Consider the following 23170-nt stretch of genomic DNA (forward strand, 5'->3'; position numbering starts at 1 on the left):
CTTTATCCCGCCCCCAACACTAAATTTCAAAATTGACCATTTTGGCCATGATAAAGGCGCCAATCGACATCCATACAATGCCGATCATGCCCGCGATCATCAGCCGTGGTTCGAAGAAGAAGCCCGCCAGATATTTCTGGTTCACGGACCAGACCATACCGAACACGAAAAACGGCAGTGATCCCACGATATAGGCCGATGCTTTCGATTCGGACGACATTGCGCGAATTTTGAGCTTCATTTGCGCGCGTTTGCGTAACACGTCGGCCAGATTTGAAAGTGTTTCAGCCAGATTGCCGCCCGTTTCGCGTTGTATGGCAAGGGTGATGACAAAAAACTGGAATTCCGGCGTTCCCATGCGGTCCGCCGTTTCTTGCAGCGCGTCTTCCATCGACTTACCAATCCGGACTTTTTCGGTGACCATCTTGAACTCTTCGCCAACAGGTCCGGGTATTTCCCTTGCGACCACACCAAGCGTTTCGCCGACGGGAAGGCCTGATTTCAGGCCGCGCACGAGCAATTCGATTGCGTCGGGGAAGTTGGTCGTGAACTTTTTAATGCGGCCTGCGATCAGAAAGTTAACGACAAAATGCGGAAGTCCGGCGCCCAGCATCAATCCGCCGAAAAGCGAGAGATATATGGGAGCGCCTTTGATCCAAAGGCCGATCATAACAAGCGCGGTAATGCTTGCCGATGCCGACATATATTGCTGCAAATTCCAGTTCTTGCCAGTTTGCGCGAGGCGCAGTCTCAACTTGTCGGAGCGGCTGATGCTGCGTCCGTCGGTAAAGATCATAGGACGACGTGCGGCCAATGCCTTACGCATTTGTTGCTCGACGCGTGCATCCGCGCTGTCGGAATGACGCATCTTGACCGCACCCAGGCGGCGTGTGGTTGCCTTGCCGATATTTGGTCCAATGAAAGCGAGCGCGATCAGGACCAGAACCAGCATGAAACCTGTAGCAAGAATAAGATTTTGCATCATTGTTTGCTTAGCCCAAATTTACGTGCCGGCGATGCATCACATACGGGTGCATCGCCGCCACGAGGTTTATTTCTTTTTCAACAGCGACTTGAAACCGGACATTACGGATTTTTTGGTTTTTTCCGTTTGCGGGGCCGCTTCGGCAACTTCCGCGGCGCTTCCGGCAATCATATCGGCCAAATTGACAATCCCGGTCGACAGCTTGCTGCCTCTTACTGCCTGAACGATCGGCTGGCCTACTTTGGCGGCTTGCGCAGTTGCTTTGGGGTCCGAAGGAAGCAACAGATCGATTTTGCGCTCGATGGTGCCTTCAAAGTCCTTACGGCTAATTTCGAGTGCCGCAGCTTGTACATTGTTGGCGACAACAATGGTTTTGCAATGCGGCGCATTTTGTTTCAGCCATGCCAGAACGCGAATGGTATCGCGCGCGGCGGCCAATGTCAGTTCGGTTGTGACAACTGCCATATTCACATCTTGCATCAGATGCGGATATGCGATCAGCATACTGCGCGGCATGTCGATGACCGTGTTTTCAAATGCTGCGCGGAATTCTTCCTGCAATTGATAGAATGCACTTCCGTCCGTCAGCACAGGGCTGCTCATCGGTGCTTCTGCCGAAAGGATGGAGAGCTTGTCGTTCGCCTTGATCATTGCGCGTTCGATGAACAATCCATCGATACGGCTGGGATTGTCGATGGCGTCGGTCAGGCCGCGGCCCGGCTCAAGGTCCATTGCCAGTGCGCCGGTGCCAAAATGGACATCGAGGTCAAGGAATCCGGTTGGATGGCCTTGTCCTTGCGAAAATGTCCAGGCGAGCGAAGCTGCGATTGTTGAAGCACCGCATCCGCCACGCGTCCCGATAACAGCGGTCGACACATGCGGACGATCTGCCGAATGTTCTTCATGCTTTGGCGCGTTCAATATGGTTTGCGCGTTGGCAAAAGCATCGCGCAAGGCATCGGGGCTCAAAGGTTTCAGCAAATAGTCCTGAAGTCCGGACATCAACAAATCACGGTATAAACGCACATCGTTGACTTGGCCGACGGCGATAACAATCGTTCCGGGCTCGCACACTTCGGCAAGGCTGTTGATATCGGAAATAGGGTCACCCGATTCCGACAGGTCCACGAGCAATATTTGCGGACTGGCGGATACCGAAAGCGACTGGATTGCATTGCGAAGACCGCCCTTATAGGCTTTGTCCTGGCTCCAGCCCATTTCTTCGCAGACGCCGCGAATGACGTCCAGCGTCAGATCATCGCAGACATATGCGTTAATCGGGTCACGAGTTCCGGCGACGCCGGATTTCCAAGGAGCGTTCATTAGTTGCCTCCGGTTTTGGCGCGGTAGGTATCGACCGCTCTTTTGCCGCTATTGGTATCAAGCCGCTTGTTTTCTTGTCCGCGCACCAGATCTTCTGGATTGGCAATCATGGCTGCCAGATTGCTGTTTACCGAACAACCGTGGTTGCTGTGGTTGCTGGCATTGTAGTTGCGATCATGATCGGTGGTGAAATCGGGGCACGATGGCACCGATGCCTTGGAACGGGTTACGATAACGCGCATCATGCCGGACACGACTTGCCCCGCGGTTACGGGGGCAACCTCGTCAAGCAGAACACCACGCTCGGCCGCCACTTTCGAAACGATTTTGGCTGCGGATTGATTTGCATAAGCAGAGCCAAAGTCGACCGATACGCGGTCACCATAGCCCAATTGCAATGCATCAAACCATTCACCTAGTCGGGTCTGCTCTGCCGAAGATATACCGCCGCCATCGCTGTTCAGATCAATCGCATAATTGGTGCGTTCAACCACAGGTTGGTGAACTGAATACATCGATGTGTTCGATGTTCCCAGCGAGCCTGCAGCACATCCAGCCAATGTTATGCTGGCAGCTGCTGCGGTCAGGAATTTCATGTTACGCATAGTCATTCTCCTGAACTGGGATTATTGGTCGAAACTGAAACCGGGGCCTGAAACCGCGGCTTGCGCTTTTGCTTTGTCACCTTTTTGCGGCAAAGCCGGTGCTGCGTCGCTGACCGAGCCCATTTCCGGGCCACTGGATGGTGCAGGGGCGATGGTCGGCATTGGTCGGGTTTTGTCACCGTCCTTGTCGAGAACCTTGCCCAGCAGGAGGCGTTCGGCGTCATTGGCTGAATGGATGCCGTCAGTCGGCAGTTTGATCTCGCTATCCGATACTGGCTTTACCAGATACGGGGTGATGACGATCATCAATTCAGTTTCATTGCGACGCCAACCATTGGATTTGAACAATGCGCCCAAAATCGGAATGTCTCCGGCACCGGGCGTTTTGTCGACCGAAGTGTTCAACTGGTTGCTTAGTAAACCTGCGATCATCATGCTTTGGCCAGAACCCAACTCGACGGTTGTTTCCGCCATCCGGGTTGTAGTTGCGGGGACTTCAAGTCCGCCGACCCGCACCGCGCCTTGTGACGAAATATCGGATACTTCGGAACGGACACGCAGCGATATGCGGCCATCAGAAAGCACGATCGGTGTGTAGGTCAGGCTGACGCCATAGGACTGGTACTGAACCGACACACCATTGTCTGACGATGTTACGACCGGAAAAGTCCCGCCAGCCAGAAACTCGGCGGTTTCGCCTGAAACCGTGGTCAGGTTGGGATTGGCCAGCGTTGAAATCAAACCGGCGCGCTCCGACAAGTCGAATGCCGCGGCAACATCGATACCGAAGAGCTTGCCCGCTGCGCCGATCAGCGCAGAGCCGGTTAGCTGGGTTATATCATATGTTGTGACTGGCGATGCGCCCGTACGTGGTATATTTGGGTAGCCACCGGTGATATTCGCAAAATTCCGACCAGCGCTTTGGAAAGGGAGCAGGAAGCCATTGCCGGTTGGGCCGTCGAAATCACGGGTGTTGAAGTTGCCACTGATTTCTTTTGCCAGCGACCGGCTGACCTCCGCAACACGGACTTGCAGGTTAATTTGCAATGGGGTCGCTGTCTTGATGCGGTTTACGACCCTGGACTGTCCGCCGCTAAATGCGGTGACAAGATCGGCTGCGTCCGAAGCTTCTTCGGGCTGCTTAACCGTCCCGGTCAACATGATGATACCATTCATCGTCGTGACTTTGATATCGGCATCCGGCATGGCCACAGCCAACATCTGGTCGATGGAGTCTAGGTTCGTACCAACGCGAACGGTCGCGGAATAGACCGTCCGGCCAGCGGCATCGGTTGCAACGATGCTCGTTTCGCCCGGACCTTTGGCAACGATGTAAAGTTGCCGGCCAGATTTCACTTCGACATCAGCGACGCTTGGATTGGCGACAACGACATCAGTGATGGTCGAGCTCAGGTTGATCTGTTGTCCGCGACCGATTGCCAGCGTCACAAGCTTCGCATCTTTCGCGGACTGTGCGTGGGCAACGCCCGGCAAAGCGACGATCGAAGTGGTGCCAAGGGCTGCGGTCAGCACTGCTGCCGCAAAGCCGGATTTGATTTTTGCTATCGTTTTCATCTTACTGTCTCCGGCTTACGTCAACCACAGTTTCGGCGCCTGCGCGTGATACGCGGACCGTTTGTGAACTGACGACTTTCTGGACTTGCCTTTGGATGCGGACATTTTCCGAGGCGATTGCCAGCGGGGTTTGGGCAGGAATGCTGCTCCGCTGGAACCGCGATACATCACCGCCTGTTGTGTAAGTGCTTTTTCCTGAAATCGGGCGCTGAGCGATCTTTTTCATGATGGCGGCTTCCTGTTCGGCGGTCGCGCCTTCGGGAATGTTTACTTCACCAGTGGCCAGCGCTTGCTCCAGTTCGGCCGCATTATCGGCGAGTGATCGCAATGAAAGGCTGATCGTACCCAGTGATTGTGCTACGGTAATACGCTCGGCAATCGATGGAGTTGCTTCCATTGTGACCAGCTTATATTTGCGAACAACGGTATTTCCGGCTTCGTCAACAGTGTTGGTTGAACGTTGGTCGGTTGCCAGAACGCGCATGTTGCGCAGGATTGTTTCCGATACTTTCAACGGAGGGCCACCGGGGCCTGCGATGTTCTGCGTCAGCACAAGGTCGACACGGTCGCCAGGGAAGATAAATCCAGCTACACCGGTCAGCGCAGATACGGGCACCGTAATGGCGCGCATACCAGGTCCAAGGGCCGCTGCGAGAAATCCGCGGTCGCCGGGCTTTACAAGAGAACCCTTTGTAATGGGCTGGCCCGCAGTAATCGCGTTGCGGACAACGGTTCCGATCAACTCATCGGGTGACATGGCGCCAGCTGCGCCATCAGGACCTTCACTGGCGCCCGGGCCTTCAATGAAATAAGCGTCTTCGACCAGTTCTTTTGGCCAAGGCTGATAGCGGAAGCTTTCGGCGTTGATGATCGTACCGACCGGCAATGCCCGTGTCGCGACCATGACCTTGGGTCCGGTTTCGACCGGCTTGGCCGCCGCCGCTGTGGGCGCTGCCGCTCCGGTAAACATGCTGCGCGCAAGAAACGCGGTAATGGCTGCTATTAAAAGCGCGGCCACCAGCAAGATAACTTTTTTCCTATCCATGACGAACTGTCCCCTGAAAGGTCCCCTGTTTGAAGAATGCTATTTCACGTAAAATGGTTAAAAATCCGTTCACCGGCTATCCAGAGGCCGGCAAAGGCTATTGCGACCCCATATGGTACGCGCACGCGTCCATCTTGTTGTTTCGCCTTGTGAATTATCACGAAAATAATGGTTACCACCGCCCCCAGTATCGAAGCGTAGAGCACCATCCGGATGACATCGACCCAGGGCCACCATAAGGCTAAGGCCCCGAAAAGCTTGACATCTCCGCCGCCCATCGCGCCAAAACGGAAGGCAATTGCAAAGAAGATGAAAACAATCGTCGCAGTCAACAGGTGCACGCCGATTGCAAGCGGAGTGAAGCCCCCTATCGCGTACCAATAAGCAGGTGCGGCGAGCGCGACTGCCAATGTTATCTTGTTGAAAATAAGACGGTATCTTACGTCAGTATAAATCGAGACGATGAGCGCAATTGCCAATCCCCCCAGGAGTGCGTAAGCGAGTGTTTCACTAGTCATTTGCCAAGCATTAACCATCAAAGCTTGCTAAAAGGTAACCATGCACGCCCAGAAATTTGAGATAAACCGACGCGCAATACCGTCTGATGCAACTGAAAGCTTATGGCGTGCACAGGATGGCTGGCCGATCAGGCGGATTGACTGGCAAGGCGCAAAAGATCCCAGAGGATCATTGCTTTTCTTGCCGGGGCGCGGCGACCACTATGAAAAATATCTCGAAACACTGGCCTATTTTGCGTCTTTAGGCTGGCGCGTTACTTCGATCGACTGGCGCGGGCAGGGTGTGTCGGGCCGACTGCTGGACGATCCACATGTTGGGCATATCGATGATTTTTCAACATGGATTGCTGATCTGCGTCATTTTTGGGGGATTTGGAAAGCCGAAACTCTGGGCCCACATGTTGTCCTTGCACACAGCATGGGCGGGCATTTGGCGATGCGCGCGCTTGTCGAAAAGGCTTTTGATCCTGTTGCGGTTGCCCTGAGTGCGCCAATGCTCGGCATTCAGACGGGCGGATTGCCGCTTTCGCTGAATCATGCCTTTGCCAAGTTGATGTGCATGATCGGGCGGGCAGAAACGCCCGCATGGAAGGTAAGCGAAAAGCCGCTGTCGCCGATGAATGTCCGTGGCAATATATTGACCGGCGACAAAGACAGATATGAAGACGAACTTGCGTGGTGGACGCTGCGACCCGAAGTCAAACTTGGACCGCCAAGCTGGCACTGGATCGAGCGGGCGATTGCGTCAATCCGGTCTCTTGATGAACCGGGCAAGCTGGAAGCGGTCAAAACGCCAGTGCTGTTGATGGCAACGACCGCGGACCAATTGGTCAGCACGCCGCGGGTCATCAAGGACAGCAAACGGCTTCCGCATTCGGAAACACTGATATTCGGCAAAGAAGCCGCGCATGAATTGCTGCGTGAAACAGATGCAGTGCGCGACCAGTGCATCGAACATATCCAAATTTTCCTGGACCAATATGCGCCGGTGAAATGAGCGATTTCAATGTAGCCATTATCGGCGCCGGGATCGCTGGCGCAAGCCTTGCCGCTGAGATATCGGCGTTCAAATCTGTCCTGTTGATCGAGGCGGAGGCGCAGCCGGGATATCATTCAACCGGCCGCTCTGCTGCATTTTGGGATGAAAGCTATGGCGGGCCATCGGTTCAACCTTTGACCACGGTTTCTGGCCCCTTTTTGGCAAATCCAGCGCCCGATTTCCACGATGTACCGCTGATGCACGCGCGTGGTGCATTGCATTTGGGAACGCATTTGCATCAATCGCTTGCCGACGCGCTGCTTTCCGATTTTGCCGATAGCGGTGTCCGTTTCGAACGGCTGGGACGAACGGGGATCGAACGGCATGTTCCGGGATTGTTGCCGGATTGGATATCCGGACTTTGGGAACCGGATTGTTGCGATATCAATGTAGGTGGATTGCACGGGGCCTATCTGCGACAGGCAAAACGGCAAGCTGTGGAGTTGCAATGCAACGCCCGCATACAATCGGTGCAGTGGAAAGCGGGATGTTGGCATCTATCGGCACCGGGTAAGAATTGGACAGCCGATATCCTGGTAAATGCAGCTGGTGCATGGGCCGATGATGTGGCTCTAATGGCGCAAATCCGGCCCCTTGGCATACAACCTTATCGGCGCACGATCGCCCAATTGTCAGTATCGCCAGCGGCACCGGCAAATTTGCCTCTGGTCATCGGGCTTGACGGCAGTTTCTATTTCAAACCCGACAGCGGCGGAACCTTGTGGTTAAGCCCCCATGACGAAACGCCAACAGCAGCCTGCGACACCGCGCCCGAGGAAATTGACGTCGCGCTTGCGATTGATCGTCTGCAACAGGTCGTCGATTGGGACATTCGCCGGGTTGAGCATAAATGGGCCGGTTTGCGGAGCTTTGCACCGGATCGTAAACCGGTCATCGGACCCGATCCCCAAAATGCCGCGTTTTTCTGGCTGGCGGGACAGGGTGGTTTTGGCATCCAGACGGCCCCGGCAACCGCCAAACTTGCAGCATCGATGATCGTCGACACATTAGTCCCGCCAGCTGGAGTTCGTGCAAGCGACTATCTGCCTGAGCGTTTACACTGATTTACTTGGCATTTGCCGGGTCATTGATAATGTGACCAGTCTATCGGATCCACGTGGTTTCCATAACCAAAAATTGCATCGGGACCACGTTCGAAAGGCGTCGATTCAGCTGGTAAAGAGGAGAAGATTTATGGCCCATTATTTTGAAATCAAAAAGAATAAGAAGGGCGAGCATGTCGCCTATTTCAAATATAACAACGAATCCATTTTCTGGACCGAAGGTTATTCGAGCAAGGCCGGTGCGAAAAAAGCGATTGAGTCGATTTTGAAAAATGGCCCCGGCGCGGAAGTACGTGACGCCGAATAGACCCTGACCCTAGCGCGCGCGGGCGGCCTCTGCAGCATCGCTGGCGAGGCGGTCGGCGCGTTCATTTTCGGGATGGCCGTCATGGCCCTTGACCCAAATCCACTCGATTTCATGCTTCGCTACAGCTTCGATCAAATCATGCCAAAGATCGGCGTTGCGAACAGGCTGTTTTGACGCGTTTTTCCAACCGTTTCTTTGCCAGCCGTGGACCCATTTGGTAATGCCGTCGAGGACATATTTGCTATCGGTGTGCATTTTGACATGGCAGGGTTCGATCAGAATATTCAGCGCCTGAATTGCTGCCCACATTTCCATTCGGTTATTGGTGGTATCGGGGTCGCCGCCCGAAATTTCCTTTTCCCGCGTGCCATATCGAACAATCGCACCCCAGCCGCCGGGGCCGGGATTACCCTTGCACGCCCCATCGGTAAATATTTCCACCTGCTTCAATTTCGGCCCCCATCATCCTAAAATAGCTGATATATTGTTCTTATCGCTATAAAAATCCAGTCGACGCAAATAAGCCAGCGGGTCTTTCCGGGTGACCATGGCATTGGCGGGCGTGTTTATCCAATCGTAACATCGTGTCAGCAAAAAACGCAAGCACGCACCACGGAGAAACACTGACAAGGCGTCCCGGGTTGGTACATCCATCGCAAAATGGCGATTATAGCCCGTCAACAAGCCATCGCTTAAATCAGGATGGAAAATCGATCCTTCGGGATTGAAGCACCAGGCACTGTGGGTAACAGCCAGATCATAGCCGCAAAAGTCAGTACAGGCGAAATAGAAATCGATTAACCCGGTGACCTGATCGCCTAGCATCAGGACGTTATCCGGAAACAAATCCGCATGGATTGCGCCAACGGGCAGCGACTTTGGCCAATGACTTTCAAGATAATCGCACTCGGTCCCAATCCGTTCGGAAAGGCCGGGGCTGATGCCATTCAGTCCCGACGATGTGCATTGGCTGGCGAGTGCGCGCCATGCGTCAACCCCCAGGCTGTTGGGCCTTGTGGGGTGGAAATCAGCAAGCGCAGCATGCATCTGGCCAAGCGCCGCGCCTGTGGCCTCCGCTTGTGCCGCATTGGGTTGCGTAACCGAAACGCCGTGCAAAAATTCGATGAGGCATGCAGGACGCCCCGCAATTGCGTGCAGCCATTTCCCAGTACGATCTACAATAAAACGCGGAACCTTGCACCCTGCGTCGTGAAGATGTTTCAGCAAAGCATAGAAAAAGGGAAGGTCGGCCGGATCGACCCTGTTTTCATAGAGCGTTAGAATAAAACGACTTTTTGTAGTTTCCACAAAGTAGTTGCTGTTTTCAACGCCTTCGGCAATCCCTTTCAGGGAGATCAGCTCACCCGCATCATATAGCAGCAGAAATTCAGAAACCTGCTCCGGCCCCAAATGCGTATAGACCGCCAATTCAACCCTCCGAGCCGGCCAGTTCGCGGGGCAATTTGAAGATTATGCTTTCTTCTGCGGTCGTGACTTGCTGTTCATCCAGATGAAAATGGTTCGACAGGGAATCGATGATCTCGCGCACAAGCAGTTCGGGCGCTGAGGCGCCTGCCGTCAGGCCTAGTGTGTTAACGCCATCGAACCAGTTCATACTGATGTCATCCGCGCGTTGGACAAGATGTGCCTTGGCACCTGCACGGACAGCCACTTCGACAAGGCGGACCGAGTTGGAGCTGTTGGGTGCACCGATTACCAACACCAGGTCGCATTCGCTGGCTATCGCTTTAACAGCATTCTGGCGGTTCGACGTTGCATAGCAAATATCTTCGCCTTTGGGTCCGACAATATCGGGAAAGCGGTGCTGCAACGCGTCGACAATCTCCGCCGTATCGTCAACCGACAAGGTGGTTTGCGTTAAAAACGCCAGGTTTCCTGTGTCTTCAGGATCCAATTTTGCAACATCGTCGACGGTTTCGACAAGCGACATGGATCCTTCGGAAACTTGGCCAAATGTGCCGATAACTTCCGGATGTCCGGCATGGCCTACAAAGATGATATGCCGCCCGGCCTCCGCCTGCCGTTCGGCTTGGCGATGAACTTTAGATACGAGCGGGCAGGTCGCGTCCAGATATGCAAGGCCGCGTTCTTCGGCATTTGCAGGAACAGATTTGGGAACGCCATGCGCCGAAAAGACGACATGGCCCCCATCGGGTATCTGGTCGAGTTCGTCCACAAATACCGCGCCTTTGTCTTTCAGACTGTCGACGACATATTTATTGTGCACGATTTCATGCCGGACATAAACCGGGGCGCCATGCTGTTCGAGGGCAAGCTCGACAATTTTGATAGCGCGGTCGACACCGGCGCAAAAGCCGCGCGGTGCGGCAAGGAGAAGCTTCATGGGGCGCTTGGCGTGATTGTGTTCAGTCATCGGCAATGTCCTTTAGGTAAAGTCGCGCCATCCGCCAAGGCCTTTCCCCTGTTGCGCGCGCCGCTACGGATGGATAAGGACCTTTTAGAAACGCGGTTAAGCGAAACCTAATAAGAATCCTGAGGATATTCCTGTATGAAATTTGTGGTCAAAACCCTTGTTGTGGGCACTGTCATGGCGTCACTTGCCGGATGCGCCAAGGATGGGGAACTTGATTTATCTTCAGGCGTTGGCATCAGCGTAACGCGAACCGGTTGCCCTACTGTCGCGGTTCCGGACGGCACCGGCGACATCACCCTGTTTAGCGCAGCCGGCAATCAGGACGCGAGCGGGATTGATGTGGTTGCAACGATCACCAATGTCCGCCCGACCTGCAACAGCAGCGGGGAGAAAATATATTCGCAAGCCAGTTTTGATGTGCAAGCGCGCCGGAGTGACCCCAGAGGCGACCGAACAGTCACGGTCCCGTATTTTTCAACGATAGTTCAAGGCGGCAGCGCGGTTGTTGCAAAGCGCGTTGGCCAGGTGACGTTACAGTTTGCCGACGGTCAGGCAAAGGCAACTGCAACGGCGCAAGCGGCAAGCTATGTCGATGGAAATGCAGCCCGCTTACCTGCCGAGATCGTCCAGAAAATCACGAAAAAGCGTAAGCCGGGTGATCCCGATGCGGCGCTTGACCCTATGGCCGATCCAGAGGTGCGCGCTGCGGTTGTTCGGTCGAGTTTTGAAATGCTGATCGGGTTTCAACTTACCGAAGAGCAACTGCGTTATAACGTCACGCGCTAACCGGCGCTTCGCCAAAGGCACAGACTATGACCCTGTTTGAAAAATTTGCAGCGCATGTGGATCATGCGCTTGACGCTCTGGTTGCTAATGGCGCTTTGCCGGCAGACCTGGATCGCAGAAATGTGACGCTTGAGCCACCTCGCGACACGTCACATGGTGATCTTGCGACCAATGCCGCAATGGTATTGGCAAAGCCGGCGGGAACCAATCCTCGCGCTTTGGCAGAGTCATTGGCGGCCGAGCTTGCGAAATTGGATGTTGTTTCGGGGGTTGAAGTTGCAGGCCCGGGTTTCCTGAACCTACGCCTTGATCCATCGGCATGGATTGATGAATTGCGGGCCATTGGCCAATCGGGCGACAATTATGGCCGGTCGCATATTGGCGACGGGAAAGCCGTGAATGTGGAATATGTCTCTGCCAACCCCACAGGTCCCATGCATATGGGGCATTGTCGCGGTGCCGTTGTCGGCGATGCACTGGCGTCTTTGCTGGAATATTCCGGATTCAAGGTCATCCGCGAATATTATATCAACGATGCCGGCGGACAGGTCGATACGCTCGCGCGTTCCGTGCATTTGCGATATTGTGAAGCACTTGGGCGTGATATCGAAATTCCCGATGGCTTATATCCCGGCGATTATCTGATTCCAGTCGGGCAGAGGTTGGCGAATGAATTCGGTAATCAGTTTCTGGATGCGCCGGAAAGTGAATGGCTGGTTCTCTTCCGAAAAGCTGCGGTTGCCGATATGATGGAAATGATAAAAGCCGATCTGGCTTTGCTCGGAATCCATCATGATCTGTTTTCGTCGGAGGCCGAGCTGCATGACGCCGGCAAAGCCGATGCGGCAGAGGCCGAGCTTCGTGCTCGCGGCCTGATTTATGATGGCGAATTGGAAAAGCCAAAGGGCAAGGAAATTGAGGATTGGGAACCGGTAACGTTACCGCTGTTCCGGTCCACGCAATTTGGCGATGATCAGGATCGCCCGATCAAAAAATCGAATGGCAGTTGGACCTATTTTGGTGCCGACCTTGCCTATCATTATCAAAAAAGCCGCAATGTCGATGCGATGGTCGACATCTGGGGGGCTGATCATGCCGGTACTGTAAAACGTATCAAGGCCGCCGTGAACGCGCTGACCGAAGGCAAAGTGCAATTCGATGTCAAACTGGTCCAAATGGTCCGTTTGCTGCGCGGAGGTGAGCCTGTCAAAATGTCGAAGCGGTCCGGCAGTTTTGTGACCCTGTCGGAAATGGTCGAAGAAGTGGGCAAAGACGTCGTCCGGTTCACGATGTTAACCCGCAAATCTGATGCCCAGATGGATTTCGATTTTGCCAAAGTGGTTGAGGCATCCAAAGACAACCCGGTATTCTACGTCCAATATGCCCATGCCCGTATCCAGTCGACCTTGCGAAAAGCGCAGGCAGAAGGAATGGGGCCCGATGTAGCGCAATTGGGTTTGCTGGGGGACGAAGAAGTTTCGCTGATTCGCGAAGCCGCCAATTTCCCGCGCATCATCGAGGCCGCCGCCAAAGCGAGTGAACCGCATCGGATCGCCTTTTATTTGAGCGATTTGGCGGCAGCTTTTCATTCATATTGGAATTTGGGGAATGACCAGCCCGATAAGCGCTTCATATTGGCACAGAATCCTGCCTTGACCGGGGCAAGGCTTTTCATGGCCGCGAATATCGGGCAAGTTATCCGCAACGGGCTTCGCTTGATGGGCGTAGAAGCCGCAAACAGCATGTAGCTATAGTTGGAAATTTGGGGAATTTGGCATGAGCGATGAAACCAACGATAATCGGAGTAACGATGCGCTAGGTCTGGACGAGACGGACCGCCTGCCTTGGCTGGAGACGGCTGACGGCTATGATTATGACGAGGGAGCGTCCCCATTAAAAGTTGCTGCCATGGTCATGGGTGGCCTGCTTTTGCTAGCGGCGATTGTCGGCGGAATATTTTGGGTGCAGCGAAATCAATCCGGCGCACCGACCGGCAATGGCGAATTGATTGCAGCCCCGAAAGGCGATTACAAGGCAAAGCCTGAGGAATCGGGCGGCAAGACGTTTGAAGGCGAGGGCGATTCAGCATTCGCCGCAAGCGAAGGGCAGAAAACAGGGGCCACGTTGGCCCCCCAACCAAAGACTGCCGAACCAAAGGTTGCGGTTGCACCGTCCGCCACTCCCAAACCTGCTGAAAAAAGCTCGGCACCTGCCGGAGCGGTGATGGTTCAGCTTGGCGCGTTTGGCGACACCGCAAAAGCCGAAGCCGCTTGGGCAGCATTTGGCAAGCGGTTCGGTTTTCTGTCGGGAACCAACCGGCGCATTGCTGAAGCAAGCGTTGAAGGTGGCCGCAAGATATTTCGCCTGCAAGCGGTGACGGCGAATGCAGCAGCAGCCCAGCAATTATGTGCGAAGCTAAAGGCTGCTGGCGAAAACTGCCTCATCGTTCGTTAGGGTCAGCATGGCGAAGCTATCTGGCCAAAAATGCGCGCGCCGATAGGTGATTACTGCATTTGATGGGCGTTAGGGACAGTCCCCGTAAAGCACGACGCCGGGGACTGTCCCTTTAGGGACTGTCCCCATATTATAAGCAGCTACTTCAGAAGTCCTTGAGATATGTCTATATCCTCCTTGCGCTAAACAAAATTGCCTGAAACTTCGCAAGCGCATGCGTCGAAACCGGTTATACACAATTAAACTGTTCAAGGCGCGGGTGTGAAACTTGCGCTTGTGGCGCCGACGGCTTAGCAACGGTGCCATGAAGCCGGTGATTTTTGGCCTTTCGGGTCCGACACTTACGAACGAAGAATTGCGTCTGTTTCGCGATGTCGAACCTGCGGGCTATATATTTTTCAAACGGAATATCGAAAACCGCGCGCAACTTCGCGCGCTTACGGACAGTATCAGGGCGTTGCACGGGCGCGAAGACGTGCCGATCCTGATTGATCAGGAAGGCGGCCGGGTCGCGCGGATGCGTTCGCCGGAATGGCCTGATTTCCCGGCTGGCGGTGCCTTTGACGCATTATATGACGTGGCCCCTCTCACAGCGATCGAAGCGGCGCGGAACAACGCTGAAGCAATCGCGCTGACCCTATCCGAGGTCGGCATAAATGTGGATTGCCTGCCGGTCCTTGATGTTCGTGTGCCCGATACCCATTCGGCTATCGGCGACCGGGCATTGGGAAGCGATCCCATGCGGGTTGCGGCATTGGGTCAGGCAATCCTCGACGGGCTTGCCGCAGGCGGTGTTGTTGGCGTGGTCAAGCATATGCCGGGACAAGGCAGGTCGGTTGTCGACACCCACCATGATTTGCCCCATGTTCATGCGAGCGAAGCAGAATTGGAGCAGGATCTGCAGCCATTTCGTACCCTGAACAATGCTCCGATGGGAATGACGGGCCATGTCGTTTACGACATTTGGGATGCCCAGAATACGGCCACAATGTCGCCCTTTGTTATCGAACAGATCATCCGGAAAAATATCGGTTTTGACGGTTTGTTGATGAGCGACGATCTCGATATGAACGCTCTTACCGGCGATGTGCCAACGCGGGCGGCGAATTGTGTGGCGGCCGGGCTGGATCTTGCCCTGAATTGCTGGGGACGTTTTGATGAAATGGTGGCGATTGCGGAGCGGTTGCCCGACATTACGGACACAGCAAGGGCGCGGCTTGATCGTGCAATGACGGGTGCTAAAATGGCTTTTGATGCCGAACGGTTGGCCTTTTTGCTGGATAAGCGGGATCGATTGCTGGCTTTGACAGATACTGAAGCAAAGCTGACGCACGGGGAAACTGGTGCCGCATGAACGCCGACGGGCTTTTTGAAGATGCCAATGCCCTTCGCGAACCGGACGAGCGCCCGGCCGATGTGCTGACAATTGATATTGACGGGTGGGAAGGCCCGCTCGACCTCCTTTTGACATTGGCCCGCAACCAAAAAGTCGATTTGCGTGCGATTTCAATTTTGGCGCTGGTGGAGCAATATCTTCTGTTCATCGAACAGGCGCGGACGCTCAAGCTGGAACTGGCGGCAGATTACCTCGTCATGGCTGCTTGGCTGGCATATCTGAAATCGGCTTTGCTGTTGCCAAAGGACCCGACAATTGACCCTTCACCCGAAGAATTGGCGCTGCGGTTGCAACTCCGCCTGGAACGGCTGAATGCCATGCGGGAAAGCGGCGCGCGGCTGATGGCGCGGGACAGGGTGGGGCGCGATGTGTTTGTGCGCGCGGCACCCGAAGGGTTGAAGGTGGTGAAATCCCGCGCTTGGGATTGCGAATATTTCGAACTGATAGCGGCATATGGCCAAATCAAAGCCCGGAGCCAGCCGGTGTTTCATGTGGTAAAAAAGCGGGCCGTCATGACGTTGGAAGAGGCGCTGGATCGCGTTTCATCCATGATCGGTCGGGCGGTCAATTGGACGGCAATCGAATCGTTTCTTCCCGACAATGCCGACCCCGCCCAGCGCAAGTCGGCACTGGCATCAAGTTTTGTGGCGGCGTTGGAATTGGCGAAACGTGGCACAATCGATTTACAGCAAGATGCCATATTCGCGCCGCTGAAAATCAGGTTAAAGGCATGACCGTCGAACATGATCCCGACGTCCGTGCGGTAGAAGCAGCCTTGTTTGCCGCCGAACAGCCGATGACGGCGGAAAATATCCGCAATTATGTCGGGGACTCTGTTGATGTGGCGGCTGCGCTGACACAGCTGTGCGCGCAATATGAGGGCCGGGGGATCGAACTGGTACGGCGCGGGAATAGCTGGCATTTCCAGACAGCGGCAGATATGGCCCATTTGTTGCGGCGTGAACGCGAAGATACCCGAAAATTAAGCCGTGCCGCGGTCGAGACATTGGCCATCATTGCCTATCATGAGCCCGTTAGCCGGGCGGAAATAGAGGCAATACGCGGCGTGCAGATTTCCAAAGGTACGCTTGATGTATTGATGGAAACGGGCTGGGTCAGGCCCGCCGGTCGTCGTGAAGTACCCGGAAGGCCCTTGATCTACGCCACCACTTCCGGATTTTTGACGCATTTTGGATTAACCTCGCGCAAAGATCTGCCGGGTATTGATGATTTGAAGGCCGCTGGACTGCTGGATCCTATCGATATGGCGCTGGGTGATATGCAATTCGGCGAAGAAAGTGATGGCGAACTGGAAATTGTCGAAGACAATGACTAAATGCTGTATGAGCGTGAACAGGCAGTATGTGCTGCCCTTGCCGGGGACATCCCCGTTAGGAGTATGAAATGGGTGGATTAAGCATCTGGCATTGGCTGATTGTAGGCATTTTGGTGCTGCTATTGTTCGGCAAAGGTCGTTTTTCCGACATGATGGGTGACGTGGCCAAGGGTATTAAAAGCTTCAAAAAAGGCATGACCGAAGAAGATGAAGCCCCAAAAGTTCCGCCGCAAATCGGTGCGACTACGGTTATCGACGCTGAAAAGCAGACTGACAAGACGCAAGGTTAAGGCAGATGGTACCGGCGTTTAACTTGCCCTCGTTGCCGGGGGCGTGGAATGTTTGACGTCGCGTCATCTGAATTTCTGCTCGTCGTGCTTGTCGCGTTGCTGGTCATCGGACCAAAGGACTTGCCAAAATTGTTGCGCGTGGTTGGCAAATGGGTCGGCAAGGCGCGCGGCGTCGCTGCCCAGTTTCGTTCGGGTTTTGATGAAATGGTCAGGCAGTCGGAACTGGAAGAGCTCGAAAAAAAATGGAAGGCCGAAAATGAACGCATCATGCGCGAACATCCGGCTGACCCGCGTTCCGACGTCGTCGGTGATGATCCTGCTCCAGCGCAGCCGGAGTTGCCAATGACTCCTGTTGCAACCCCCGAAGCGCCATCTCAATCATGAGCGATCTTGACGAGAGCAAGATGCCCTTACTCGATCATCTGATCGAGCTGCGGACCCGTTTGTTGTGGAGCTTTCTGGCACTTGCCGTGACATTCGGCGTGTCGATCTATTTTGCCCGACCGATCTTCGGTTTCCTGGTTCAGCCATTGTTGGCATCGGGTCAGACAAAGCTCATCTATACCGCTATTTTTGAAGCGTTTTTTGTAGAAATAAAGGTCGCGTTCTTTGCCGCTGCCTTTTTCTCTTTCCCGGTATTCGCAACCCAGTTGTGGCGCTTTGTCGCACCCGGTCTTTATGCCCAGGAAAAGCGGGCGTTTTTGCCGTTTTTGCTGGCTACACCGGTGTTGTTTACGCTCGGCGCGGCGATGGCTTATTATATGGCGATACCCGTGGCGCTGAATTATTTGCTGGGCTTCGGCGGAAATGTCGGAGGGGTGGAGCAACAAGCTTTGCCGGGAGTCGACAATTACCTCAATTTCGTGATGAAGTTCATTTTCGGCTTCGGCATTTCTTTCTTGCTGCCGGTATTGCTGATGTTGCTTGAAAAGGCGGGCATCATCACACTTGCCCAGCTTAGGGGCGGGCGGCGTTATGCGATTGTCGGCGCGTTCGCCATTGCTGCGGTGTTGACGCCCCCCGACGTTGTGTCCCAACTGCTGCTCGCGATCCCCTTATGCATTTTGTATGAACTGGCCATCATCGCGATCTGGATCACCCATAGAGGCCGCGCAAAAACGGCCCCGGAATCACCCGAGGCCGCAGCGGAATAAACTCACGAAAATCAGATCGCCCGGTCGCCAGCTTCGCCGACCGATTCAATATCTTCGCCAAGCCCCTTCACCGTGTTGCACGCGGACAACAGGATTGTCGCGGAAATCAGAATTGCAGTCGCTATTTTACGCATGAACATTCTCCAGTTTGACAGATACTTTCCTTTGCACCTGCCAAACTGAATACAGCCTTACGTAAAATCAGAAGCTGAACCGTGCCGTGATGCGAAAGTCGCGTCCGGCCAATGCCACGAAATCCTTGGTGAACGACGCCGCGCGCCGCGCTTCGACATCGAAGATGTTATTGGCAGCGGCAATCAAGCTGATATTTTTATCGCGCCCAAATGGCCGCCAGGTCAGCGCCGCGTTCACCATCGTGAAGCCATCGGTGGGGTTTTCAAAGCTGGCGGTACGGTTCTGGCTATCGGTCCATTCCACTTCGCCGCGTAAATCGAGATTGCCGCTTTGCAGTTCCAACCCGCCCAATAAACGCAAGGGAGGAATGCGCGGGGCAGGGCCATCGCCGGTGATGGTTGCCCGCGTGTAATCGGCGACAGCATCGATCACAATGTCAAACCCGGCGGCACGGCCTATATTTGCGTTGGCCTCTGCTTCGACCCCCCAAATGCGGGCCTTTTGCTGCAAATACACAAATTCGGGCAAGTCATCGACAATGTTGCCGGTGTCATTTTCAAAAATGAAGCTGTTGAACCGGTTGGCATATAGCGTTGTTGTGAAATCAAATCTCGTGCTGTCGTAGCGCGCATATAGTTCGCCGTTCCAACTGCGCTCGCTTTTCAATGTCGGGTCACCGACTTCAAACGATTGGGTGGCGACGTGGGGGCCGTCGGAAAACAATTCTTCAACCGACGGGGCGCGGCCGGTGCGTGAAATATTCGACCCGATTTTCAGGTCACCGATCGTATACCCAATGCCAAGTGCCGCGGATATATTATTGAACTTGCGTTCAATACCCAAAGTCTGCGCCTCAAGACGGGCGTGATCGAAGCGAATAGCGACTTCGGCGTCAAGACCGCCAATTGCAAATTCCTGCAGTGTGAATAGCCCCAATTGATTGGACCGGGTCGGCGGAATAAATGCTTCATCGCCAACCGCTTCAAAATCGCGGGTCTGGAATTGAAGGCCCGTTGCGCCGCGCCAACCGCTGCGTTCATTCTGGGTCAGTTCAAATCGCGCTTCGATCGCTTCGCTAAAGAAGGTGGTGCCGACATCGGGGCCTTCGAGTTCCTTGTGGGTATAGTCGGCATAGCCTGCGCGGATACGTGCCTTGTCGAACAGACCGTCGCCCAATTCCACCTCACCGCGAAGGTCGAAGCGATATTGACGCAGGTCAATGGTTACTTCGCCGCCAACAGGCTCGGTAAATTCTGGCCGTTCGGGAATGCCATAAAGCGTGTCGTACACATTAAATGAAATGCCAAGATTACCGCCGTCATCGATGAATGCGCCACCTGCGCCAAAAGACCATGTCTCCACGCCGCTATTTGGCAGGCGGCTCCGAAAATTGGCCCAGTCATTTGCGTTGGCCGCTTCTTCCAGATTGCCCAAAGCGGTTTCATCCGCTGCGACGCCAAGTGCTTCGTCACGCAATTCCGGGGACAAGAGGAATCCGCCGATACGCAGGTCTTTCGATTTGCGGTAGCTGCCGTCCACATGGGCGACAAACCGGCTTGAAACAGGAACGTCAATTGATGCGCCGCCTGAATATTCGTTCGCAACTGTGGAATATCCCAAAATAGCGTCGACATGCACCGGTTCTTCGGGAACTGCGCGCGGTATGCGCTTATCGATAACGTTGACTGCGCCACCCACGGCCTGCCCGCCAAACAGAAGAACAGCGGGACCGCGCAGGACTTCGATGCGTTCGGTTGTGAGCGCATCAATGGTGACGGCATGGTCGGCGGATGTATTGGAAGCATCGATATTTCCGATCCCGTCCGTCAACACAGCGACGCGATTGCCCTGAAAGCCACGCAAAACAGGCCGTGAAGCACCGGGCGAGAAACTGGTTGCCGATACGCCGGGAATTTGCGCGAGCATATCGCCAAGCTGGCCCTGCATTTCAGCCGCCAATTTCTCGCCAGACAAAGAGGAAGTTCCAGATAGAATATCAAGACGCTCGACATAAGGGGCCGTCACGACGATTTCTTTATCGGTATGAAAATCGTCTTCACCGGCATTTGTCGCACGCTGTTGTGCAAATGCAGGGGTGGCTAACGCCAAGGCAAGGGTGGACAAGCTTACAGGATAAAGGGCAAGGCGCGTGAAAGTCATTGAAAATTACCATATTTTGAGAAAGGTCGATTTCGGAATAGGATGTATGTTATAATATAACAATACACAAAATTTGAATTCGACGAAATGACGCATTTTGCCGACGGTTCGCACCCAAAGGATGCAAATGCCTCCTTTCCAAGCCGAGCCAATGACAGTGCCGCTTGCGGTTATCCCTGAAGATCTTTAGCTAGCCCCGTTATGACTTTCTTGCAGAATAGCCTCGATTTGATTGGAAACACCCCTCTGGTCCGGTTGCGCGGACCCAGCGAAGCGGCCGGTTGTGATATTTTTGGCAAATGTGAATTCGCAAATCCCGGTGCATCGGTGAAAGATCGCGCCGCGCTGTTCATTGTGCGTGACGCGGAACAACAGGGACTTTTGAAGCCCGGCGGGACAATTGTTGAAGGGACGGCCGGCAATACCGGCATCGGCCTTGCTTTGGTGGCAAATGCGCTGGGCTATAAAACCATTATCGTAATGCCGGAAACCCAGTCGCAGGAAAAGAAAGACACGCTCCGCGCTTTGGGCGCGCAATTGGTCCTCGTTCCGGCGGCGCCCTATTCCAATCCGGGGCATTTCGTTCACACATCCCGCCGGATCGCTGAAGAGACGGAAAATGCGGTTTGGGCAAACCAGTTCGATAATATTGCAAACCGCAAGGCGCATATCGAAACGACAGCCGAAGAGATTTGGGCGCAAATGGACGGGCGCGTGGACGGATTCACATGTGCCGCAGGTACAGGTGGAACGATTGCCGGCGTCGGATTGGGTCTAAAGGCCAAGAATAGCAGCGTCACAATTGCATTGACCGACCCGCATGGCGCAGCCCTTTTCAGCTATTTTGCGACAGGTGAACTGCGCTCGGAAGGTAGCTCGGTCGCCGAAGGCATCGGTCAGGGACGGATCACCGCCAATCTGGAAGGCGCGCCTATCGACACGCAGTTTCGCATTTCCGATGAAGAGGGAATGCTTTGGGTACGCCGGTTGTTGTCCGAAGAAGGTCTGTGCCTCGGGTTATCGTCCGGGATAAACGTTGCCGGAGCCGTTGCGCTGGGTAAGCAATTGGGATCGCATGCACGGATTGCCACAATATTATGCGATACCGGTTTTCGCTATCTATCCACGATTTACAATCCGGACTGGATGAAAGCGAAAAACCTGCCGCCTATGCCTTGGCAATTGGATAATTGAGGCTATCGTTTCAACATGAAACTGCTTTTTGAACATTTGTGCCAAAAGGATCCTCTATGGTAGAACCACGCCAATCAGCGATGCAGCGTATTCAGGTCGGAGTAATCGGGCTGGTTGTCGTGCTTCTTTTTGTTAGTCTGGCAACGATGGTTCTGGACCGGGTTCAATCCGGACCCGATGCGGTCGCAACGGGCAAAGCCGATGCGGGAATTGATCCTTCGACGCCGCCTGATGAGCCGCTTGCCGAACTTGGTGTGACACCAATTGCAAAAGACGATGGTGCGGAAAAGGCCTTGGAAGAGCCTGCGCAATCGATTAGGCAGGTTCCCGGTCGCGCACCGTAAAATGCCGCTGTCCGATCTATCCAAATTTGCGCCAGCGGGCGCGCAAAAACGCCTGTTGGTGGGGCTATTGATCGTTTTAGGGCTGATTTTCTTCCTTTCGGCCATGCGCTATTTCAAAACCGAAGAGGCCGGTGCGAAACCCGTCGTTGGTTTGATGACGACATTGCCGTTGCAATGGAGCGAAGGCGGCATTGAGGCTGATCTCGCCAAGGATGCCACAGCACACCCTGCTTATGCGCGGTTACAGCAACAGTATGACATCATCCCGCTGGATAATTTTGAATCGTGGGATACGCAGAAAATTGACCTGCTTATTTTGGCGCAACCCCGCGCACTGACTCCGGCGGAACTTGTGATTGTCGATAATTGGGTTCGTTCGGGCGGGCGGCTTTTGATTTTTGCAGATCCGGCCCTGCAATGGGGAAGCCTGTATCCCATCGGGGACAAGCGTCGCCCGCTTTTTACAAGCTTGCTGTCGCCTCTGTTTTCGCATTGGGGCGTAGAACTGGTTTTGCCCATGACCGAACAGCAGGAAGTCATTCTGTTCGATATCAATGGATTAACGCTCCGCACGCAGACGCCGGGCGAATGGCTTGCAAAGGCCGGCGGTGAAGGAGGTGTCTGCGAAATTTTGGATCGCCGGATATTGGCGGACTGTAAAATCGGCAATGGCAGGGCGTTGATGGTGGCGGATGCGGATCTGCTCGATACCGTTTACTGGGAAGGTCAAGGCGTTCGCAAAGTCACGGGAACCGATGAATTTCCCAATATGAAATGGGTAACGGACCTGATCGCGACCTTGCAAAGTAGCGCAGAAACCAGGCCTGGGCCCTGACCTATGAAAATGGCTTGAAATATGGGGACAGTCCCCGGCGTTGCGTCTTCAGATATAGGTATGGGGACAGTCCCCGGCGTTGCTTCCTACGGGGACTGTCCCCCTGGGGACTGTCCCCAACATTGCGTTCAACATCCACACAGAAAGCTAAAATCAGCGGAAAATATAAATTTATCTAAATAAAACAAAGATATGTACTAATTTTCAGTAGCGTTCCCACAAATTCCCTC

General features: G+C 54.3%; 26 protein-coding genes. 15 read left to right on the top strand and 11 right to left on the bottom strand.

Annotation, left to right across the window (positions count from 1 at the left end; all coding sequences use genetic code 11):
- Positions 1-19 precede the first annotated feature (19 nt).
- The 6 genes from ACKVOS_RS08675 to ACKVOS_RS08700 all read right to left on the bottom strand — a co-directional run bounded on the left by ACKVOS_RS08675 (position 20) and on the right by ACKVOS_RS08700 (position 6051).
- Positions 20-985: a type II secretion system F family protein gene (locus tag ACKVOS_RS08675; protein WP_409211613.1), complete on the bottom strand. Its 966-nt coding sequence runs from the start codon at positions 983-985 to the stop codon at positions 20-22.
- Positions 986-1051: 66 nt separating this feature from the next.
- The gene (locus ACKVOS_RS08680) at positions 1052-2308 is read right to left on the bottom strand and encodes a CpaE family protein (RefSeq protein ID WP_409211614.1); all 1257 of its coding nucleotides are present in this window, start codon (positions 2306-2308) and stop codon (positions 1052-1054) included.
- Positions 2308-2913, bottom strand: a complete 606-nt coding sequence (locus tag ACKVOS_RS08685; protein ID WP_409211615.1) for a CpaD family pilus assembly protein — start codon at positions 2911-2913, stop codon at positions 2308-2310. The genes ACKVOS_RS08680 and ACKVOS_RS08685 overlap by 1 nt, the downstream gene beginning before the upstream one ends.
- 21 nt (positions 2914-2934) lie before the next feature.
- The gene (locus tag ACKVOS_RS08690; protein WP_409211616.1) at positions 2935-4488 is read right to left on the bottom strand and encodes a type II and III secretion system protein family protein; all 1554 of its coding nucleotides are present in this window, start codon (positions 4486-4488) and stop codon (positions 2935-2937) included.
- Between the two features lies 1 nt (position 4489).
- A complete protein-coding gene (gene cpaB / locus ACKVOS_RS08695; protein WP_409211617.1) occupies positions 4490-5533 on the bottom strand; it encodes a Flp pilus assembly protein CpaB in 1044 nt (347 codons plus the stop codon).
- Positions 5534-5577: 44 nt separating this feature from the next.
- Positions 5578-6051 carry a prepilin peptidase gene (locus ACKVOS_RS08700; protein ID WP_409211618.1) on the bottom strand — a complete coding sequence of 158 codons (474 nt, stop codon included), beginning with the start codon at positions 6049-6051 and terminating at the stop codon, positions 5578-5580.
- Positions 6052-6091: 40 nt separating this feature from the next.
- On the opposite strand from ACKVOS_RS08700, the gene ACKVOS_RS08705 reads away from it, so the two are divergent.
- The 3 genes from ACKVOS_RS08705 to ACKVOS_RS08715 all read left to right on the top strand — a co-directional run bounded on the left by ACKVOS_RS08705 (position 6092) and on the right by ACKVOS_RS08715 (position 8461).
- Positions 6092-7048 (top strand): alpha/beta fold hydrolase, encoded by a 957-nt coding sequence (locus ACKVOS_RS08705; RefSeq protein WP_409211619.1) that lies wholly within the window; start codon positions 6092-6094, stop codon positions 7046-7048.
- Positions 7045-8154 carry an NAD(P)/FAD-dependent oxidoreductase gene (locus ACKVOS_RS08710; RefSeq protein WP_409211620.1) on the top strand — a complete coding sequence of 370 codons (1110 nt, stop codon included), beginning with the start codon at positions 7045-7047 and terminating at the stop codon, positions 8152-8154. Before ACKVOS_RS08705 ends, ACKVOS_RS08710 begins: the two co-directional genes overlap by 4 nt.
- Positions 8155-8284: 130 nt before the next feature.
- A complete protein-coding gene (locus ACKVOS_RS08715) occupies positions 8285-8461 on the top strand; it encodes a YegP family protein (protein WP_409211621.1) in 177 nt (58 codons plus the stop codon).
- A 9-nt stretch (positions 8462-8470) separates the two neighbouring features.
- Here ACKVOS_RS08715 and rnhA read toward each other — a convergent pair whose 3' ends face one another.
- Genes rnhA through ispH form a run of 3 tightly spaced genes read right to left on the bottom strand, consistent with a single transcriptional unit; the run spans position 8471 to position 10856 of the window.
- Positions 8471-8911 (bottom strand): ribonuclease HI, encoded by a 441-nt coding sequence (gene rnhA / locus ACKVOS_RS08720; protein WP_409211622.1) that lies wholly within the window; start codon positions 8909-8911, stop codon positions 8471-8473.
- Positions 8912-8923: 12 nt separating this feature from the next.
- Positions 8924-9889: a homoserine kinase gene (gene thrB / locus ACKVOS_RS08725; RefSeq protein ID WP_409211623.1), complete on the bottom strand. Its 966-nt coding sequence runs from the start codon at positions 9887-9889 to the stop codon at positions 8924-8926.
- Position 9890: 1 nt separating this feature from the next.
- A complete protein-coding gene (ispH, locus tag ACKVOS_RS08730; RefSeq protein ID WP_409211624.1) occupies positions 9891-10856 on the bottom strand; it encodes a 4-hydroxy-3-methylbut-2-enyl diphosphate reductase in 966 nt (321 codons plus the stop codon).
- Positions 10857-10991: 135 nt separating this feature from the next.
- Between ispH and ACKVOS_RS08735 the strand changes: the two genes are divergently transcribed.
- The 9 genes from ACKVOS_RS08735 to tatC all read left to right on the top strand — a co-directional run bounded on the left by ACKVOS_RS08735 (position 10992) and on the right by tatC (position 18272).
- On the top strand, positions 10992-11642 hold the full coding sequence (locus ACKVOS_RS08735; protein WP_409211625.1) for a hypothetical protein: 651 nt from the start codon (positions 10992-10994) through the stop codon (positions 11640-11642).
- 26 nt (positions 11643-11668) lie between these two features.
- The gene (argS, locus tag ACKVOS_RS08740) at positions 11669-13390 is read left to right on the top strand and encodes an arginine--tRNA ligase (RefSeq protein ID WP_409211626.1); all 1722 of its coding nucleotides are present in this window, start codon (positions 11669-11671) and stop codon (positions 13388-13390) included.
- Between the two features lie 28 nt (positions 13391-13418).
- Positions 13419-14096: an SPOR domain-containing protein gene (locus ACKVOS_RS08745; RefSeq protein WP_409211627.1), complete on the top strand. Its 678-nt coding sequence runs from the start codon at positions 13419-13421 to the stop codon at positions 14094-14096.
- A 304-nt stretch (positions 14097-14400) separates the two neighbouring features.
- Positions 14401-15450, top strand: a complete 1050-nt coding sequence (gene nagZ, locus ACKVOS_RS08750) for a beta-N-acetylhexosaminidase (protein ID WP_409211628.1) — start codon at positions 14401-14403, stop codon at positions 15448-15450.
- On the top strand, positions 15447-16226 hold the full coding sequence (locus tag ACKVOS_RS08755) for a segregation and condensation protein A (protein WP_409211629.1): 780 nt from the start codon (positions 15447-15449) through the stop codon (positions 16224-16226). The genes nagZ and ACKVOS_RS08755 overlap by 4 nt, the downstream gene beginning before the upstream one ends.
- On the top strand, positions 16223-16828 hold the full coding sequence (gene scpB, locus ACKVOS_RS08760; protein ID WP_409211630.1) for an SMC-Scp complex subunit ScpB: 606 nt from the start codon (positions 16223-16225) through the stop codon (positions 16826-16828). Before ACKVOS_RS08755 ends, scpB begins: the two co-directional genes overlap by 4 nt.
- 68 nt (positions 16829-16896) lie before the next feature.
- Positions 16897-17118: a twin-arginine translocase TatA/TatE family subunit gene (locus ACKVOS_RS08765; protein WP_409211631.1), complete on the top strand. Its 222-nt coding sequence runs from the start codon at positions 16897-16899 to the stop codon at positions 17116-17118.
- Positions 17119-17166: 48 nt separating this feature from the next.
- Entirely contained in the window at positions 17167-17502 is a 336-nt protein-coding gene (gene tatB / locus ACKVOS_RS08770) for a Sec-independent protein translocase protein TatB (protein ID WP_409211632.1), read from the top strand.
- Positions 17499-18272: a twin-arginine translocase subunit TatC gene (tatC, locus tag ACKVOS_RS08775; RefSeq protein WP_409211633.1), complete on the top strand. Its 774-nt coding sequence runs from the start codon at positions 17499-17501 to the stop codon at positions 18270-18272. The genes tatB and tatC overlap by 4 nt, the downstream gene beginning before the upstream one ends.
- A gap of 11 nt (positions 18273-18283) precedes the next feature.
- Here tatC and ACKVOS_RS08780 read toward each other — a convergent pair whose 3' ends face one another.
- Together ACKVOS_RS08780 and ACKVOS_RS08785 are read right to left on the bottom strand one after the other, a co-directional pair.
- Positions 18284-18406, bottom strand: coding sequence for an entericidin A/B family lipoprotein (locus tag ACKVOS_RS08780; protein ID WP_160353226.1), 123 nt, complete (start codon positions 18404-18406; stop codon positions 18284-18286).
- A 67-nt stretch (positions 18407-18473) separates the two neighbouring features.
- Complete coding sequence (locus ACKVOS_RS08785) at positions 18474-20516, bottom strand: TonB-dependent receptor (RefSeq protein ID WP_409211634.1); 2043 nt, start codon at positions 20514-20516, stop codon at positions 18474-18476.
- 252 nt (positions 20517-20768) lie between these two features.
- Here ACKVOS_RS08785 and ACKVOS_RS08790 point away from each other — a divergent pair, with 252 nt between their 5' ends.
- Genes ACKVOS_RS08790 through ACKVOS_RS08800 form a run of 3 tightly spaced genes read left to right on the top strand, consistent with a single transcriptional unit; the run spans position 20769 to position 22940 of the window.
- Positions 20769-21761: a cysteine synthase A gene (locus ACKVOS_RS08790; protein ID WP_409211635.1), complete on the top strand. Its 993-nt coding sequence runs from the start codon at positions 20769-20771 to the stop codon at positions 21759-21761.
- Positions 21762-21817: 56 nt separating this feature from the next.
- A complete protein-coding gene (locus ACKVOS_RS08795) occupies positions 21818-22105 on the top strand; it encodes a hypothetical protein (protein WP_409211636.1) in 288 nt (95 codons plus the stop codon).
- Between the two features lies 1 nt (position 22106).
- Positions 22107-22940 carry a Gldg family protein gene (locus ACKVOS_RS08800; protein ID WP_409211637.1) on the top strand — a complete coding sequence of 278 codons (834 nt, stop codon included), beginning with the start codon at positions 22107-22109 and terminating at the stop codon, positions 22938-22940.
- The last annotated feature ends 230 nt before the right edge of the window (positions 22941-23170 follow it).

Origin of the sequence: Sphingorhabdus sp. (assembly GCF_046154385.1) — a bacterium.
Lineage (GTDB): Bacteria > Pseudomonadota > Alphaproteobacteria > Sphingomonadales > Sphingomonadaceae > Sphingorhabdus_B.

Excerpts from the sequence above, each read along its gene's own strand:
- ACKVOS_RS08675 (WP_409211613.1), bottom strand. The coding sequence starts at position 985 with ATGATGCAAAATCTTATTCTTGCTACAGGTTTCATGCTGGTTCTGGTC.
- ACKVOS_RS08680 (WP_409211614.1), bottom strand. The coding sequence starts at position 2,308 with ATGAACGCTCCTTGGAAATCCGGCGTCGCCGGAACTCGTGACCCGATT.
- ACKVOS_RS08685 (WP_409211615.1), bottom strand. The coding sequence starts at position 2,913 with ATGCGTAACATGAAATTCCTGACCGCAGCAGCTGCCAGCATAACATTG.
- ACKVOS_RS08690 (WP_409211616.1), bottom strand. The coding sequence starts at position 4,488 with ATGAAAACGATAGCAAAAATCAAATCCGGCTTTGCGGCAGCAGTGCTG.
- cpaB (WP_409211617.1), bottom strand. The coding sequence starts at position 5,533 with ATGGATAGGAAAAAAGTTATCTTGCTGGTGGCCGCGCTTTTAATAGCA.
- ACKVOS_RS08700 (WP_409211618.1), bottom strand. The coding sequence starts at position 6,051 with ATGACTAGTGAAACACTCGCTTACGCACTCCTGGGGGGATTGGCAATT.
- ACKVOS_RS08705 (WP_409211619.1), top strand. The coding sequence starts at position 6,092 with ATGCACGCCCAGAAATTTGAGATAAACCGACGCGCAATACCGTCTGAT.
- ACKVOS_RS08710 (WP_409211620.1), top strand. The coding sequence starts at position 7,045 with ATGAGCGATTTCAATGTAGCCATTATCGGCGCCGGGATCGCTGGCGCA.
- ACKVOS_RS08715 (WP_409211621.1), top strand. The coding sequence starts at position 8,285 with ATGGCCCATTATTTTGAAATCAAAAAGAATAAGAAGGGCGAGCATGTC.
- ispH (WP_409211624.1), bottom strand. The coding sequence starts at position 10,856 with ATGACTGAACACAATCACGCCAAGCGCCCCATGAAGCTTCTCCTTGCC.
- ACKVOS_RS08735 (WP_409211625.1), top strand. The coding sequence starts at position 10,992 with ATGAAATTTGTGGTCAAAACCCTTGTTGTGGGCACTGTCATGGCGTCA.
- argS (WP_409211626.1), top strand. The coding sequence starts at position 11,669 with ATGACCCTGTTTGAAAAATTTGCAGCGCATGTGGATCATGCGCTTGAC.
- ACKVOS_RS08745 (WP_409211627.1), top strand. The coding sequence starts at position 13,419 with ATGAGCGATGAAACCAACGATAATCGGAGTAACGATGCGCTAGGTCTG.
- nagZ (WP_409211628.1), top strand. The coding sequence starts at position 14,401 with ATGAAGCCGGTGATTTTTGGCCTTTCGGGTCCGACACTTACGAACGAA.
- ACKVOS_RS08755 (WP_409211629.1), top strand. The coding sequence starts at position 15,447 with ATGAACGCCGACGGGCTTTTTGAAGATGCCAATGCCCTTCGCGAACCG.
- scpB (WP_409211630.1), top strand. The coding sequence starts at position 16,223 with ATGACCGTCGAACATGATCCCGACGTCCGTGCGGTAGAAGCAGCCTTG.
- ACKVOS_RS08765 (WP_409211631.1), top strand. The coding sequence starts at position 16,897 with ATGGGTGGATTAAGCATCTGGCATTGGCTGATTGTAGGCATTTTGGTG.
- tatB (WP_409211632.1), top strand. The coding sequence starts at position 17,167 with ATGTTTGACGTCGCGTCATCTGAATTTCTGCTCGTCGTGCTTGTCGCG.
- tatC (WP_409211633.1), top strand. The coding sequence starts at position 17,499 with ATGAGCGATCTTGACGAGAGCAAGATGCCCTTACTCGATCATCTGATC.
- ACKVOS_RS08780 (WP_160353226.1), bottom strand. The coding sequence starts at position 18,406 with ATGCGTAAAATAGCGACTGCAATTCTGATTTCCGCGACAATCCTGTTG.
- ACKVOS_RS08790 (WP_409211635.1), top strand. The coding sequence starts at position 20,769 with ATGACTTTCTTGCAGAATAGCCTCGATTTGATTGGAAACACCCCTCTG.
- ACKVOS_RS08795 (WP_409211636.1), top strand. The coding sequence starts at position 21,818 with ATGGTAGAACCACGCCAATCAGCGATGCAGCGTATTCAGGTCGGAGTA.
- ACKVOS_RS08800 (WP_409211637.1), top strand. The coding sequence starts at position 22,107 with ATGCCGCTGTCCGATCTATCCAAATTTGCGCCAGCGGGCGCGCAAAAA.